General features: G+C 67.9%; 13 protein-coding genes, 2 tRNA genes and 1 other RNA gene. 5 read left to right on the top strand and 11 right to left on the bottom strand.

Going from position 1 to position 14,677, the window contains the following annotated elements; translation table 11 throughout:
* Nucleotides 1–66 precede the first annotated feature (66 nt).
* Nucleotides 67–444: a transfer-messenger RNA gene (gene ssrA / locus ACFWN2_RS20895) on the bottom strand.
* A 121-nt stretch (nt 445–565) separates the two neighbouring features.
* On the opposite strand from ssrA, the gene ACFWN2_RS20900 reads away from it, so the two are divergent.
* On the top strand, nt 566–1,804 hold the full coding sequence (locus tag ACFWN2_RS20900) for a sensor histidine kinase (RefSeq protein WP_382429575.1): 1,239 nt from the start codon (nt 566–568) through the stop codon (nt 1,802–1,804).
* A complete protein-coding gene (locus ACFWN2_RS20905) occupies nt 1,792–2,433 on the top strand; it encodes a response regulator (RefSeq protein ID WP_382429577.1) in 642 nt (213 codons plus the stop codon). The genes ACFWN2_RS20900 and ACFWN2_RS20905 overlap by 13 nt, the downstream gene beginning before the upstream one ends.
* Here ACFWN2_RS20905 and ACFWN2_RS20910 read toward each other — a convergent pair.
* The 6 genes from ACFWN2_RS20910 to ACFWN2_RS20935 form a co-directional block, all read right to left on the bottom strand.
* Nucleotides 2,418–3,245, bottom strand: coding sequence for an amidohydrolase family protein (locus tag ACFWN2_RS20910; protein WP_382429579.1), 828 nt, complete (start codon nt 3,243–3,245; stop codon nt 2,418–2,420). The two genes, ACFWN2_RS20905 and ACFWN2_RS20910, sit on opposite strands and share 16 nt — an antisense overlap.
* Complete coding sequence (gene smpB / locus ACFWN2_RS20915; protein WP_191305269.1) at nt 3,245–3,721, bottom strand: SsrA-binding protein SmpB; 477 nt, start codon at nt 3,719–3,721, stop codon at nt 3,245–3,247. Before smpB ends, ACFWN2_RS20910 begins: the two co-directional genes overlap by 1 nt.
* A 30-nt stretch (nt 3,722–3,751) precedes the next feature.
* Nucleotides 3,752–4,654: a permease-like cell division protein FtsX gene (gene ftsX / locus ACFWN2_RS20920; protein ID WP_382429582.1), complete on the bottom strand. Its 903-nt coding sequence runs from the start codon at nt 4,652–4,654 to the stop codon at nt 3,752–3,754.
* A 40-nt stretch (nt 4,655–4,694) separates the two neighbouring features.
* Nucleotides 4,695–5,384 (bottom strand): cell division ATP-binding protein FtsE, encoded by a 690-nt coding sequence (gene ftsE / locus ACFWN2_RS20925; RefSeq protein WP_030470385.1) that lies wholly within the window; start codon nt 5,382–5,384, stop codon nt 4,695–4,697.
* Between the two features lie 173 nt (nt 5,385–5,557).
* Entirely contained in the window at nt 5,558–6,661 is a 1,104-nt protein-coding gene (gene prfB / locus ACFWN2_RS20930) for a peptide chain release factor 2 (RefSeq protein WP_382429584.1), read from the bottom strand.
* An 84-nt stretch (nt 6,662–6,745) separates the two neighbouring features.
* Nucleotides 6,746–7,246 carry a PadR family transcriptional regulator gene (locus ACFWN2_RS20935; protein ID WP_089921819.1) on the bottom strand — a complete coding sequence of 167 codons (501 nt, stop codon included), beginning with the start codon at nt 7,244–7,246 and terminating at the stop codon, nt 6,746–6,748.
* Nucleotides 7,247–7,628: 382 nt separating this feature from the next.
* Here ACFWN2_RS20935 and ACFWN2_RS20940 point away from each other — a divergent pair, with 382 nt between their 5' ends.
* Nucleotides 7,629–7,838, top strand: a complete 210-nt coding sequence (locus ACFWN2_RS20940; RefSeq protein WP_090068106.1) for a hypothetical protein — start codon at nt 7,629–7,631, stop codon at nt 7,836–7,838.
* A gap of 221 nt (nt 7,839–8,059) precedes the next feature.
* Here ACFWN2_RS20940 and ACFWN2_RS20945 read toward each other — a convergent pair.
* From ACFWN2_RS20945 to ACFWN2_RS20955, 3 genes are all read right to left on the bottom strand, one after another.
* Nucleotides 8,060–8,133: transfer RNA gene (locus ACFWN2_RS20945), tRNA-Met, on the bottom strand.
* Between the two features lie 225 nt (nt 8,134–8,358).
* A tRNA-Met gene (locus tag ACFWN2_RS20950) sits at nt 8,359–8,432 on the bottom strand.
* A gap of 51 nt (nt 8,433–8,483) precedes the next feature.
* Nucleotides 8,484–11,492 (bottom strand): UPF0182 family protein, encoded by a 3,009-nt coding sequence (locus tag ACFWN2_RS20955; RefSeq protein WP_382429587.1) that lies wholly within the window; start codon nt 11,490–11,492, stop codon nt 8,484–8,486.
* A gap of 94 nt (nt 11,493–11,586) precedes the next feature.
* On the opposite strand from ACFWN2_RS20955, the gene ACFWN2_RS20960 reads away from it, so the two are divergent.
* Nucleotides 11,587–12,126, top strand: coding sequence for a PPA1309 family protein (locus tag ACFWN2_RS20960; protein ID WP_382429589.1), 540 nt, complete (start codon nt 11,587–11,589; stop codon nt 12,124–12,126).
* Between the two features lie 99 nt (nt 12,127–12,225).
* On the opposite strand, the gene ACFWN2_RS20965 is transcribed toward ACFWN2_RS20960, so the two are convergent.
* A complete protein-coding gene (locus ACFWN2_RS20965; RefSeq protein ID WP_382429591.1) occupies nt 12,226–13,305 on the bottom strand; it encodes a PDZ domain-containing protein in 1,080 nt (359 codons plus the stop codon).
* Nucleotides 13,306–13,349: 44 nt separating this feature from the next.
* Between ACFWN2_RS20965 and ACFWN2_RS20970 the strand changes: the two genes are divergently transcribed.
* A complete protein-coding gene (locus ACFWN2_RS20970) occupies nt 13,350–14,657 on the top strand; it encodes a zinc-dependent metalloprotease (protein WP_382429593.1) in 1,308 nt (435 codons plus the stop codon).
* Nucleotides 14,658–14,677: the final 20 nt, after the last annotated feature.

Here is a 14,677-nt window from a genome sequence, read left to right on the forward strand (position 1 = left end):
GCTCGGCCCCCAGAAGACACCCGAAACGAAACGGGTGAGCGCTGTCCGCGAACAGCGCTCACCCAAGAGTGGAGGTGCCGGGAATCGAACCCGGGTCCTGTGGCGGTTCATCAGGGCTTCTCCGTGCGCAGTCCGCGATGTCTCTGCTTGACCCCACCAGTCATGCGGACGAGCTGGTGTGACGGGCCCAGTCGCTGTGAGTTTCCCGAACAGTCTCCGCGACCGAGACTGCAGGTAAGCCCTCTAGCTGATGCCGAGCACTAGGCCGAAGGCACTCCTAGGTCGACAACCACTAGCTCTGCTGTCAGGCAGCGAGAGCGTAAGCGGTGCGCTTGTCGTTAGACGTGGCGCTTATTGGTTTGCGATGACGCTTAACGGTGGTCTCTCGCCTGCACCGGCACGCTTCCCCTGAATCAACGTCCACAGTCGAAACCGTTCACCCCCTTGTAGTGGTGCGCATAGCATAACGACTGGGGCCAGCGAGTTCTTCCCGAGGCAGGTAGGGCTGTCCCCACCTCGAACCGGATGGCTGGCCAGATGGTCTCTGACCAGCGAGAACGACACCATGGACGTCATGAGGAAACCGAACGCGCTCGCAGCCGGGTTCTACCTGCTGACCAACCTGGTGACCGGCATCTTCTGGTTCACCCTCTCCGTGGTGCTGACGGTGGTCGGGTTCGCGACGGCCGTGGTCTGGGTGGGTCTGCCGCTGCTGTGGCTCGCGATGAACGTCGTGCGGGGTGGCGCGACGATCGAACGGGCCTGGGTGCGGGCGGCGTTGCGCACGGACATCCCGCAGCCGTACCGCGAGAAGCCGCAGGGCACGCTCTGGCAGCGGTGGAAGGGCCAGTTCACGGATCCGGCGACGTGGCGCGACTTCGGTTACCTCCTGCTGCTGCTGCCGGTCGGGATCCTCGAGTTCAGCGCGGTGATCGCCATGTGGGCGGTGGCGGCGGCGTTCATCGCGGTGCCGTTCTGGATCGGCTCGGCGCCGTTCGCGGTGGTCGTGGGCGAGTTCTGGACGATCGACTCGTTCGTGTCGGCGTTGCCGGTGTCGTTGATCGGGCTGGCGCTGATCCCGTTCGCGGCGCTCGGCACGCGGTGGCTGGGCACGCTGCACGGCCGGTTCGCGCGGGGCATGCTCGGGCCCACGAGGGCGGACGCGCTGGCGATCGAGGCGGAGCGGCTGTCGTCGAGCCGGGCGCGGGGTGTGGAGGCGGCGGAGGCGGAGCGCCGGCGCATCGAACGCGACCTGCACGACGGCGCGCAGCAGCGGCTGGTGGCCGTGGCGATGGGGCTGGGCAGGGCGAAGTCCAAGATGGACACCGATCCGGAGGGTGCGGCGGAGCTCATCGCGGAGGCGCACGCGGACGCGAAGCTCGCCATCAAGGAGCTGCGGGACCTGGCGCGGGGCATCTACCCGTCGGTCCTGGGCGACCGGGGGCTCGACGCCGCGCTGTCCGCGCTCGCCGCCCGTGTGCCGATCGAGGTCGAGCTGCAGGTCAACGTCGACCCGCGGCCGCCGACGGCGGTGGAGAGCGCCGCGTACTTCACCGTCGGCGAGGCGCTCACGAACATCACCAAGCACTCCAACGGCACCAGGGCGACCGTGCGGGTCAACAGGGTGGACACGGGGGTGCTGGTCGAGGTCACCGACAACGGTCAGGGTGGCGCGGAGCTGAAGCCGGGTGGCGGTCTCGCCGGGCTCGCGGACCGTGCTGCCACGATCGACGGTGTGGTTGTCGTCGTCAGCCCCGTGGGTGGGCCGACCGTTATTCGAGCGGAGTTGCCGTGCGCGTGGTGATCGCCGAGGACTCGGTGCTGCTGAGGGAGGGCGTGCAGCGGTTGCTCGCCGACGAGGGCATCGAGACCGTCGCGGCCGTGGAGAACGGTGACGGGCTGCTGGACGCCGTGACGGAGCACAAGCCGGACCTGTGCGTGGTGGACGTGCGGATGCCGCCGACGTTCACCGACGAGGGCCTGCGGGCGGCCATCGAGTGCCGCCGCCGCTATCCGGGGCTGCCGGTGCTGGTGCTGTCGCAGTACGTCGAGGAGCGCTACGCCGTGGAGCTCCTCGCGGGCGGCGCGAGCGGTGTCGGCTACCTGCTCAAGGAACGGGTCGCGGACGTGAAGGAGTTCGTCGACGCGGTGCGCAGGGTCGCGGACGGCGGCACGAGCATCGACCACGAGGTGATCACGCAGCTCATGGTGCGCAGCAAGAGGAGCCCCGTCGACAAGCTGACTCCCCGCGAACGCGAGGTGCTCGGGCTGATGGCGCAGGGCCTGTCCAACACGGCCATCGCGGCTTCGCTCGTCGTCTCCGACGGCGCGGTCGAGAAGCACGTCGGCAACATCTTCGCGAAGCTCGGCCTGGAGCCGTCGAACTCCGAGCACCGCCGGGTGCGCGCCGTCCTCGCCTACCTGGACAGCTGAAGCAGGCGGGCGCCGTTGTCGTGCAGCACGGCCTGCTCGGCCGCGGCGTCCAGGCCCCACGACCGGATGGCGTCGAGCTGCACCTCGTAGGGGTACGGGATGTTCGGGAAGTCGGTGCCGAGCACCACCCTGTCGGCGAGGCCGGCGATCCGCGAACGCCAGTCCGCGGGCAGCGGCGCCATCCGCTCGGCGAACGGGACGCCCACCATCGTGGTGTCGACGTGCACGTTCGGATAGCGCTCCACCAGGTCCAACGCGCCTGAGTAGTCCGGCATCCCGGCGTGCGCGAGGACTGCCGTCAGCCGCGGGTGCTTCCGCAGGACGGCTTCGAAGACACCGAGCCCCGTGTGCTCGCCGGGGTACGGCCCGTCGCCGCAGTGCACGACCACCGGCACGCCGGCCTCCGCCAGCTGGCCCCAGACGCCGTCCAGCAGCTCGTCACGCGGGTCGTAGGCACCGACCTGGACGTGCGACTTGAAGCAGCGCGCACCGGCCTCCAGGGCCTTGCGCACGTACGCCTCGGCACCCGGTTCCGCGTAGAAGGTGCCCGTCGGAACGGCCTCGGGAACGCGGGTCGCGAAGTCGGCCGCCCAGTCGTTCAGCCACTCCGCCATGCCGGGCCGGTGCGGGTAGACCAGCGGCGCGAACGCGGAAACGCCCAGCTCCCGCAGTGCGGTGAGCCGGGCGTTCTCGTCAGTGCGGTACCAGATGACCCAGTCGACACCGGACTCGCGCACGCGGTCGAAGTACGCCCAGACCTTGTCCAGGACGTTCTTCGGCATGAAGTGGACGTGGACGTCCACCAATGCCATCAGTAGCGACCCTTCAGGGCGCGTCCGTGCGCCCTGGCGATCTCGCGGTTCGCGTCGCGCTTCGCGAGGTCCTGGCGCTTGTCGTAGGCCTTCTTGCCCTTCGCGAGGGCGATCTCGACCTTGACGTAGCCGTCCTTGAAGTACATCTGCAGCGGCACGAGCGACAGACCGGACTCCTTGGTCTTGCCGATCAGCCGTTCGATCTCCGCCTTGTGCAGCAGCAGCTTGCGCTTGCGCCGGACCTCGTGGTTCGTCCAGGTGCCCGCGACGTACTCCGGGATGTGCAGCGCGTGCAGCCAGATCTCGCCGTCGTCGACCTGGGCGAAGGCGTCCACGAGGGACGCCCGGCCCATGCGCAGGCTCTTCACCTCGGTGCCGACGAGCTGAATGCCCGCCTCGTAGGTGTCCAGAATGGACCAGTCGTGCCGAGCCTTGCGGTTCGACGCGATGACCTTCTGCCCGCGTTCCTTGACCATGACGACCAGTCTAAATGCTCGGCAAAATCCTTAAAGGCGCACGTAGAGACGGAGTGTCACGTAGCCGGTCGTCGCCGAGATGACTATCGCGACGAGGAACAGCCAGGGCGACACGATCAGGATGTCCAGGTACCCGATCGGCGGGATGATGCCCGACTCGGTGAGGTTCCTGGTGATCCGGTCGAGGAAGAACGCCTTGAACAGCACCAGGCCGCCGACCGCGGTGACCGAGCCGATGATGCCCGCGACGACCGCCTCGATGAGGAACGGCAGCTGCGTGTACCACCGGGTCGCGCCGACCAGTCGCATGATGCCGACCTCGACGCGGCGGGTGAACGCCGACACCTGGATGGTGTTCGAGATCAGCAGCAGCGCGGCGAACGCCTGGATGAGCGCGAGGATCAGGGCGACGTCGCGCAGGCCGTTGAGGCCCTCGAAGAACCTCTCCAGGAACTTGCCCTGGTCGTCGACGCCCTTCACACCGGGCTTGCCCTCGAAGGCCTGCTTGATGACGTCGGTGCGCTCCGGGTCTTCCAGCTTCACGCGGAACGTCGCCGGGATGGCCTCGGGGCGCGCGAGCTTGAGCAGTTCCGGCTGGGCCTCGAAGATGCGCTTGAAGCGCTCGAAGCCCTCGTCGCGGTTCTGGAACACCACGGTCTCGACGCCGGACGTCTGCTCCAGGGCGGAGCGCAGGCCCGCGCACGGCTGCTGTGTGCAGTCCTTGTCGTTGGCGCTGACATCGTTCGTCAGCAGCACGGAGACCTCGAGCTTGCCCGCGTAGTTGGCCTGCATCTTGTCGACCATGCGGACGACGAGCAGGCCACCGCCGAGCAGCCCGAGCGAGATGGCGGTCGTGAGGATCATCGCGATCGTCATCGTGACGTTCCGGCGAAGTCCGGTGATGACCTCGCTGAACACGAAGCTGGTACGCATCGGGGGCGGGGTTCCTTGGGGGTCGGGGATCTAGGGACGCTTAACGGCCAACGCCGTAAACGCCGCGCGCGTCATCACGGACGACCTTGCCGTACGAGAGCTCCACCACTCGGCGGCGCATCGAGTCGACGATGCCGTGGTCGTGCGTGGCCATGATGACGGTCGTGCCGGTGCGGTTGATCCGCTCCAGCAGCAACATGATGTCCTGGCTCGTGTCGGGGTCCAGGTTTCCGGTCGGCTCGTCCGCGATCAGCACCAGCGGGCGGTTCACGAACGCACGGGCGATCGCGACGCGCTGCTGCTCACCACCGGACAGTTCCGTCGGGAACCGGTCCTCCTTGCCGTCGAGGCCGACCAGCTGCAGCACCTCCGGCACCACCTTGACGATGGTGTTGCGGGGCTTGCCGATGACCTCGAGCGCGAACGCCACGTTCTCGGCGACCGTCTTCGTGGGCAGAAGGCGGAAGTCCTGGAACACGCAGCCGATCGACTGGCGCAGGCGGGGGACCCTGCGCCGCGACATCTTGGCGACGTCGAAGTTGGAGACGTAGACGCGTCCCCTGGTCGGCACCTCTTCGCGCAGCAGCAGGCGCAGGAACGTCGACTTGCCGGACCCCGAGGGCCCGATCAGGAAGACGAACTCGCCCTTTTCCATCTCGACGGACACGTCGTCGAGCGCGGGACGCGTGGAGGTCTTGTAGACCTTGGAAACGTGTTCGAGACGAATCACGAGGCGCGAGTCTACTCATGGCCGGGGTAAAGCCCCCGTTCCGGTTACTTCCCGCCCCGGAAGGGCGGTTCGAACCTCGACCCGCCGTGTCCGATCAGGCACGACCCGTCCACGAAAAGAGCACGTCCCGCCCACTTCCGGGCCGAACGTGCTCTTCGCCTCAGATCAGCGCGCTACCCCTGCTGGGACTGCTTGCGCCACCGGATGCCGGCTTCGAGGAAGTCGTCGATCTCGCCGTCGAGCACCGCGCCGGGGTTGCCGACCTCGTGCTCGGTGCGCAGGTCCTTGACCATCTGGTACGGGTGCAGCACGTAGGAGCGCATCTGGTTGCCCCAGCTGGAACCGGAGTCCTTGAGCGCGTCCATCTTCGCCTGCTCCTCCTGCCGGCGGCGCTCGAGCAGCTTCGCCTGCAGGACGTTCATGGCCGTGGCCTTGTTCTGCAGCTGCGAGCGCTCGTTCTGGCAGGACACGACGATGCCGGTCGGGATGTGCGTGAGGCGCACGGCCGAGTCCGTCGTGTTGACGCCCTGGCCGCCGGGACCGGACGAGCGGTAGACGTCGACGCGCAGGTCCTTCTCGTCGATCTCGACGTGGTCGGTCTGCTCGACGACGGGCACGACCTCGACGCCGGCGAACGACGTCTGGCGGCGGCCCTGGTTGTCGAACGGCGAAATGCGCACGAGGCGGTGCGTGCCCTGCTCGACGCTCAGCGTGCCGTAGGCGTAGGGGGCCGTGATGCGGAACGTGGCGGACTTGATGCCGGCCTCTTCCGCGTAGGAGGTGTCGAACACCTCGACGCCGTACTGGTGGCGCTCGGCCCAGCGCGAGTACATGCGCAGCAGCATCTCGGCGAAGTCCGCGGCGTCGACGCCACCGGCCTCGGCGCGGATGGTGACCAGCGCGTTGCGCTCGTCGTACTCGCCGGACAGCAGCGTGCGCACTTCCAGGCTCGCGATCTCGTCGCGCAGCTTGGCCCTGTCGTTGTCCGCGTCGGCCTGCGCCTCGGCGTCCTCGGCCTCTTCCGCGAGCTCGTAGAGCAGCGGCAGGTCGTCGAGGCGGGAGCGGAGGCCGGTGACCCGGCGGAGCTCACCCTGCTTGTGGGAGAGCTGGCTGGTGACCTTCTGCGCCTTCTCCTGGTCGTCCCACAGGTCCGGGCGGGTCGCCTGCGCCTCGAGGTCCGCGACAGCGGCGCGCAACGCATCGAGGTCCATCACCGCCTCGATGCTCGACAGCGTCGCGGAGAGGTCCTTGATGTCTGCTTCGACGTCCGGGTTCACGCAAAAAGATTACGCCAGCACCGGTCGTCGGTGACGACCGGTGCTTCGCTGGCGTCCCCTCTCGCGTGAAAAGGGGAGGACGTCTTACGCCGTGGGGATGGCGTCGAGGAGCTTGAGAACCGCCTTCGCGTGAGCGAGGCCGAACTCGGCCACCGCCTTGGCGTAGGGGTCCTCCGCCGTCTTGGCCGCGCTCTTCGCGCTCTCCTGTTCCTGACCGTACGTCGTGCGTGCGGTCGTGATCAGGGACTCGCGCTGCTTCGCCGTCAGCGAGCCGGCGTGCACCAGGCGCAGGATGAGCGGGCTGCGCAGGTGGTCCGGGCCCGGCTCGGACAGCAGCCAGTTCTTGAAGGCCTTCTTGCCCGCGGCCGTCAGCACGTACTGCTGGCTGGACCGCGGTCCCTGCTTGCCGAGGCGAAGCAGGCCTTGGTCAGCCAGCGCGGGCAGCTCGCGGTACACCTGGGAGCGGGTCACGCTGAAGAACGCGCCGAAGCGGTCTCCTGCCTCCGCCACCAACTGGCCACCGGTCTTGGGTCCGTCGTGCAGCAGCCCGAGCAGGGCGGCTGCGGTCGCATTCAGGTCTGACACAACGACAACGTTCCCACGTCCGGGGGAAGCTGTCCACAATGGTCAGCCGTTCTGTCCACAGTGGCTGATCACCGGGCTAATCTGATGGGCCGTGCGGAGCAACGAAAAGTCTCGCTGAGTAAGCGGCAGTTTCGCAGCCTCACGCGTTTGGCCGCTTGACCGTCCGTGTCCATCCCGGATGGAAAAGTCCTTTCGCAGAAACGAAAGTCCCCGCACTCACTCGATCGGCGGTACGGGACTCACCGGCCGGAGCCACCCGAATGGACGGTCGGGGCCAGTCGTCGCACGACCTGGTGATGTCCGCGCGGACCTCTTTCCCACGCCCGCGTCTCCGGGAAAATGATCACTGCCAGACAGGCGCGACGACGGAGGTCGGGGAACCATGAAGAACCTGAACCTGAAGTGGCTGGACCACAAGAAGGTGGCGGCGCACACGAGGGCGTGGGTGACGGGCGGCATCCCGGAGCAGGCGGGCAAGGACGAGTGCATGGTGTGCGGCAAGCAGATCCGCAAGCACCGCACCGTCAACGGCCAGGGCCGCATCTGCTCCAGCATGCTGTGCGCCCAGTACTGGGCGGAGAACATGACCTGAAAGACGGCCACGAGGTCCGGGGCTTGCGTCCAGGCCCCGGACGGGCCCGAGGAGGCTTGCCTTCCCGAGTCACCCGCGGGGCCCTGGGGATCGTCCCTTCAGCCACCACCGGCAGAGCCAGAGGGTTTGCCCTCCCGGCACAGAGGCCGGAGGGCGCAGCGCTCAGCACAAAACGAAGAAGGCCCGGTTCACGTTGTCCGTGAACCGGGCCTTCTGTCTAGTAGCGGGGACAGGATTTGAACCTGCGACCTCTGGGTTATGAGCCCAGCGAGCTACCGAGCTGCTCCACCCCGCGCCGCTTCTAGCTTGTGTTGCTGTCTTGCTGTTGTAAGTAGAACTCTACACCCTTCGAAAACCGCTTTTTCACCACCCCCCTCTAACCGCGTCACCGCAGGTCAAGGGCCTCATGGACGCCATCGAAGCAATCAGGCCGGCGAAAGCCGCGTCAACGACGTCGTGGTGCGTGCAGTTGTCGAAAAGCAAGAAGCCCGGAACCTGATGGCTCCGGGCTTCTGCCTTGTAGCGGGGACAGGATTTGAACCTGCGACCTCTGGGTTATGAGCCCAGCGAGCTACCGAGCTGCTCCACCCCGCGTCGGTAATTAGAACCTTACGCGGGGCGGAGCACTTAATGCAAATCGTCAGGTCAGCCGGACGGTGTGGGGCTCGGCACAACCGACGACTGGCCCGTGGGCGGCGGTGTGGCCGCCCCGGTGTTGTACTGCTTGAACCTCTTCGTCGCGTCGTCCAGCTTCGCGTACGCCTGGCCGAGCTCGGTGAAGTTGCCGCTCGACTGCGCCCGCTTGATGTCGGCCAGCGCCGTGTCGATGTCGTTGACGGCCTTCTGCAGGTCGGGGCTGAGCGTCCCGTTCGCAGGCGGCGTGGACGACGGTGGCGTCGAGGTCTGGCCGTTGCCGTTGTTGTTGCCGTCTGACGGAGGCGGCACGACCGCGCCGGCGCCGCTGAGCACCTGGTCCAGCGCCTCGTTCAACGTGGACGCGTAGCCCACCCTGTCGCCGTACCAGACGAGCACCTTGGACAGCTGCGGGTACGACGTGTTGTTCGACGCCCGTTCGATGTAAACGGGCTCGACGTAGAGCAACGCTCCGCCCACCGGCAGGGTCAGCAGGTTGCCGTAGACGACCGTCGTCTTCTGCTGGGTCAGCAGGTTGAGCTCACGACTGACGTTGTCCGACGTGAGGAACTGCGTCTGGATCTGCTGCGGGCCCTTCGCGTCCTGGTTGAGCTGCAGGACGCTGATCTTCCCGTAGTTGTCCGGATCGGACCCGACGGAGACGTGCGCCGCCATGAACTCGCGGTTCTCACGCACCAACGGGCTGGTCAGCTGGAACCGGACCTTGCTCGGGTCGCTCGGGTCGCCGGCGAGGACGTAGAACGGCGGCTGGGCGTCGCGGCGCTTGCTCGCCGCGTCGCGCTGGGCGTCGGCCGTCGTCACGTTGTCGATCGTCGGGTCCTGCGGCGGCGCCCAGTAGGCGACACCGGAGTAGAAGTCCGACGGCGACGAGACGTGGTACTTCGACAGGATCTGCCGCTGCACCTTGAACAGGTCCTCGGGGTAGCGGAAGTGCTGGCGCAGCTCGTTGGAGATCTCGCTGCCCGGCTTCACCGTGCCGGGGAAGACGCCCATCCACGCCTTGAGGACCGGGTCCTTCTCGTCGATCTGGTACAGGTTCACCGAGCCGTCGTAAGCGTCCACAGTGGCCTTGACCGAGTTGCGGATGTAGTTGACGGGCTTGTTGACCTGCGAGATGACGACGCCGTCCGCGGTGAGCGAGTCGTTCGTCGCGTCACCGAGCTGGGTGCGCTGCGCGTACGGGTAGTTCTCCAGGGTGGTGTATCCGTCGACGATCCACGTGATGCGGCCGTTGACGACGGCCGGGTACGGGTCGCTGTCCACCGTGAGCCACGGGGCGACGGCCTGCACGCGGTCGCGCGGGGTGCGCTTGAACAGGATCTTCGACTCGTCGGCGATCGACTGGTTGAAGAGGATGTTCCGCTCGCCGTAGTAGGCGGCGAACGCGAGCTTGTTGATCAGGCTGCCGATGGGAACGCCACCGGTGCCGGTGTAGGTGTAGGACTTGGCGTCCGTGTCGTACTCCGCCGCCGAACCGGCCGGGCGGCCGCCGACGATCGAGTAGTCGTTCACGCCGAACAGCTCGCCGTAGTACGTGCGCGGCTGGTCGACCTTGATGCCGTTCTGCACGTTGCCGACGTCGCCGTTGGACTTGACCTCACCGGTCTTGAAGTCCGGGTAGCCGCCGTTGGACTCGTCGGCGACCGCGTTCACCTTGTTCGCCTCGGCGTAGACGAAGCCGTTGCCGTGCGTGTAGATGAGGTGCTGGTTGATCCAGTCGCGCTGGCCCTGCGGCAGGCTGTCGAGCTTGAGCTCGCGCACCGCGACGATGTAGTCGCGGAGCTTTCCGTCCACTGTGTACCGGTCGACGTCGAGCTTGTTCGGGAAGCCGTAGAACGGCCGCAGCTGCTGGAACTGCGTGAACGTGCGCGAGAGCACGGCGGGGTCGAGCAGGCGGATGTTGCCCAGGGTCGCCGCGTCGTTGGTCTTGATCTGGTCGTTGCTGACGTTCTGCTTGCCGTCGTACGGCTTCGTCTCGACCTTGTCGTCGGTGAGCCCGAACGACTGCCTCGTCGCCGCGATGTTGCGCGTGATCGACTCGGCTTCCTTCTGGATGGCGTTCGGCTTGACCGAGAACTGCTCCAGCACCGCGGGCCACGCTGCGCCGACGAGCACGCTCGACAGCACCAGCAGGACGGTCGCGATGGCGGGGAGCTGCACGTTGCGCATGAACGCGCCCGCGAAGAACGCGACGGCGCAGAACACCGCGATGCACAGCAGGATCAGCTTGGCCGGCAGCACCGCGTTGAGGTCGGTGTAGCTCGCGCCGACGAACTTCTCGTTCTCGTGCAGCAGCAGCGTGTACCGGTCGAAGAAGTACGCGACGGCCTTGAGCAGCACGAACGTGCCGGCGACGAGCGCCAGGTGCAGTCGCGCGGGACCCGAGAGCTGACCGCCGCGACCGGCCAGCCGGATGCCGCCGAACAGGTAGTGCGCGATCACCGCGCCGATGAACGACACCGCGACCGTGATGAACAGCCACGACAGCAGCCACTCGTAGAACGGCAGCTGGAACGCGTAGAAGCCGATGTCGTGCCCGAACTGCGGGTCGGTCACGCCGAACGGCTGCGAGTTCATGAACAGCTGGATCTGCTGCCAGTCGGCCTGGGCCGACGCGCCCGCGATCAGGCCGACGAACACGGGGATGCCGATCGCGAACAACCGCATCCGCCGCATCACGACGGTCCGGTAGCGCGCCACCGGGTCGTCGGGCCCGGACACCGGCACGAACACCGGCCGCGCCCGGTAGGCGAGGTAGAGGTTGAGCGCGACGATGCCGCCGACCACGGCGCCGACGGCCACGAAGAGCCCCAGGCGCGTGAACAGCACTGTGCTGTAGACGTCGCGGAATTTCACCTCGCCGAACCACAGCCAGTTCACGTAGGTGTCGAGCAGCCGCGATCCCGTGATGAGACCGAACAGGAGCACTACACCCACGATGAGCAGTATTCGGCTGCGCCGGGACAGTTTCGGCAGTTCGACCGGAGGCCGTGTGGCCACGAGGCACGCTCCTGGATCGCGGTAAATCGATACGTACGTTTAGTCCAACTCTACGGACGACGCCCTGGGTTCCCGTGAAGTCCGCAGTCTTACGATGACACGCGTGTCAGCGAGTGAAACGCCAGCGGTCATCCTCCCGACGGTCGCCCGCGAGGTTGAGGAGTTCGTAGCGGCAGGTGGCTGGGAGCAGCCGCCGCAACTCTTCGCCCTCGTGGCGACCGCAGACCTGCTCGACCAGCAGCCGGAGCTGCGCAGCCAGCTCGACCCGGAGTCGAGTCCGCTGACCCCGATCGCCCAGGACGCCCTGGAAGGTGATCTCGGCGACGCGCTCGCGGGCATCGAGTGGCCGCAGACCGTCACCGGCTGCGCCCTGGCCCAGGAGATCGTCGTGCTCCCCCCGGAGGCGGAGACGGAGCTGAGCCACGGCGACCTGGACGACGAGGCGGCCCGCAGGTTCGCGGCCGAGCACCCGTCACGCCGCGAGGCCCGGCTGGTCGCGGCCGTGCTGCGCGACGGTTCGGTCTCCTGCGTGCTGCGGCTGCGCGGCACGGTCGAGGTGCCAGAGGAGTTCGTCGAGCACCCCGAGCTGGCTCCCAACCTCACCGACGCGTTGCTCGCCACGCTGCGGCCCTAGTCGTCACGCCCCCAGGCTGGCACAACCCCGGCGCGTGATCGCGCCGGGGTTGTCAACTCGTTGTGCGCTGTTCGCGGCGAGCGGACACCGCGGCGGCGGTCAGCAGCTTGGCGTCTCCTTGCCGGAGTTGAGCGCCTCCAGCGACGACACGGCGTCCGACAGGTTCTCGACCTTGATCAGCCTGAGGCCGTCCGGCGCCTGCTGCTTCGCGTCGTTGCAGTTGGCCGACGGCACGAGGAACGCCTCCGCGCCCGCCTCCTTCGCGGCGACCATCTTGAACGCGATGCCGCCGATGGGCTTCACGGTGCCGTCACCGGTGATCTCGCCGGTGCCCGCGATGGCCTTGCCGCCGTTGAGCTCGCCCGGCGTCAGCTTGTCGACGATCGCCAGCGCGAAGATCAGGCCTGCCGACGGACCGCCGACGTCGGAGAGGCTGATCTTGATCTTGAACGGCACGTCGGCGCGGTCGACCGGGGAGATGCCGATGAAGCCCGCCGGGCGTCCGTCGTCGCGGGTGCCGAGGGTGAGCTGGGTCGACTGGGAGGTGCCGTCCTTCTCGAACGCCACCTCGATGCGGTCGCCCGGCTTGGTGTTCTCGAGCGCGCTGCTGACGTCCGCGGCGCTCTGCACCTGCTTGCCGTTCACCGAGATGATGCGGGCGCCGAGCGGGATGACGTTCTCCGCGGGGCTGCCCTTGGTGACCTGGTTCGCGATCACCATGCCCGGATACTTGAGGAAGTGCAGCGCGGCGACCTCGGCGGAGGTCTGCGACTCGCTGAACGCGAGCTCGTTGTTCTTCTGCACCTGTTCTTCGGACTCGCCGGGCTTGAAGAACTCCTCGCGCGGCGCCAGCGCGTAGCGGCCGGACAGCCACAGGCCCAGCGCGCCGAGCAGCGAGACGTCGTCGGTGAGCGAGACCGTCGTCATGCGCAGGGTTCCCCCGGTGGGGAAGGTGTCCTGGCCGTCGACCGACACGACGTCGGCGTCCTTGACCTTGCTGAGCACGTCGTAGGTCGGGCCGGGGCCCAGCGCGACGTACGGAACCTGGACGAAGCCGCCCGCTGTTCCGAGGATCGCGACCACCAGGAAGCTGACGATCAGCGTCCACGTCCGGCGGGTGAGTCCGCGTTCCCTCGGCGGGGGCGCGGGCGGGGGTGCGGTCGTGACGGTTTCACTCACGGCTGAACAGCGTACGACCATGTCTATCCGCGTACGGTAGAGGCATGAGTGACGTGCCGTTCGGGTTCAGCCCGCACGACCCCGACGACAAGAGCGGGAAGCCGGGAGACAACCCGTTCGACTTCAGTCAGCTGGGCAACATGCTGAGCCAGCTGGGCGCGATGCTGAGCAGCGCCGGGACGTCGAGCGGGCCGGTCAACTACGACCTCGCCAAGCAGATCGCGTTCCAGCAGCTGTCCTCGACGGCGACGACGATCGGGTTCGCCGCCGACCAGTCGAGCGCGGTCACCGACGCCGTGCACCTGGCGGAGATGTGGCTCGACCCGGTCACGTCGCTGCCCGCCGGCACCCGCACCACGCAGGCGTGGACCGCGCGCGACTGGATCGAGCGCACCATCCCCACGTGGCAGCGCCTGTGCGACCCGGTCGCGCAGCGCATGTCCGGTGCCTGGGTGGAGGCCATGCCCGCCGAGGCGAAGCAGGCCGCCGGTCCGCTGCTGTCCATGCTCGGGCAGATGGGCGGCATGGCGTTCGGCTCGCAGCTGGGCAACGCGCTCGCGCAGCTCGGCTCCGAGGTCCTCACCTCGACCGACGTCGGCCTGCCGCTCGGACCCGAGGGCACCGCGGCGCTGCTGCCGGCGAACATCGAGAAGTTCACCGAGGGCCTGGAGCGTCCCGCGTCCGAGGTGATGGTGTTCCTCGCCGCCCGCGAGGCCGCGCACCAGCGCCTCTTCACGCACGTGCCGTGGCTGCGTCCGCGCCTGCTCGACACCGTCGAGGAGTTCGCGAAGGGCATCAAGGTCGACACCTCGGCCCTGGAGCAGCTCGCGGGTCAGATCGACCCGTCGAACCCGGCCTCCATCGAGGAGGCCATGAGTTCCGGCCTGCTCGAACCGCAGACCACCCCGGAGCAGAAGGCCGCTCTGGAGCGCCTGGAGACGCTGCTCGCGCTCGTCGAGGGCTGGGTGGACGTCGTCGTCGACTCCGCCGTCGCCGACCGCCTGCCCGGCGCCCCCGCCCTGCGCGAGACGCTGCGGCGCCGCCGTGCCTCCGGTGGCCCTGCCGAGCAGACGTTCGCGACGCTCGTCGGCCTGGAGCTGCGCCCGCGCAAGCTGCGGGCCGCCTCCGCGCTGTGGAAGCTCATCGGCGACCAGCACGGCGTCGAGGTGCGCGACAGCGTCTGGGAGCACGCCGAGCTCGTCCCGACGGCCGAGGACCTGGACGACCCGCTGGAGTTCGCGGAGCGCCTGACCAACACCCGCAACGCCCTCGAAGACCCCATCGCCGAGCTGGAGCGCACGATGCGCGAGGACGGCGAGAAGGGCGAGGGCGGCAAGTCCGACGCCAGCTGACCCCCTCGTTCCAGAACGTG

The sequence above is a fragment of the Lentzea sp. NPDC058436 genome, assembly GCF_042721515.1.
Taxonomy (GTDB): domain Bacteria; phylum Actinomycetota; class Actinomycetes; order Mycobacteriales; family Pseudonocardiaceae; genus Lentzea.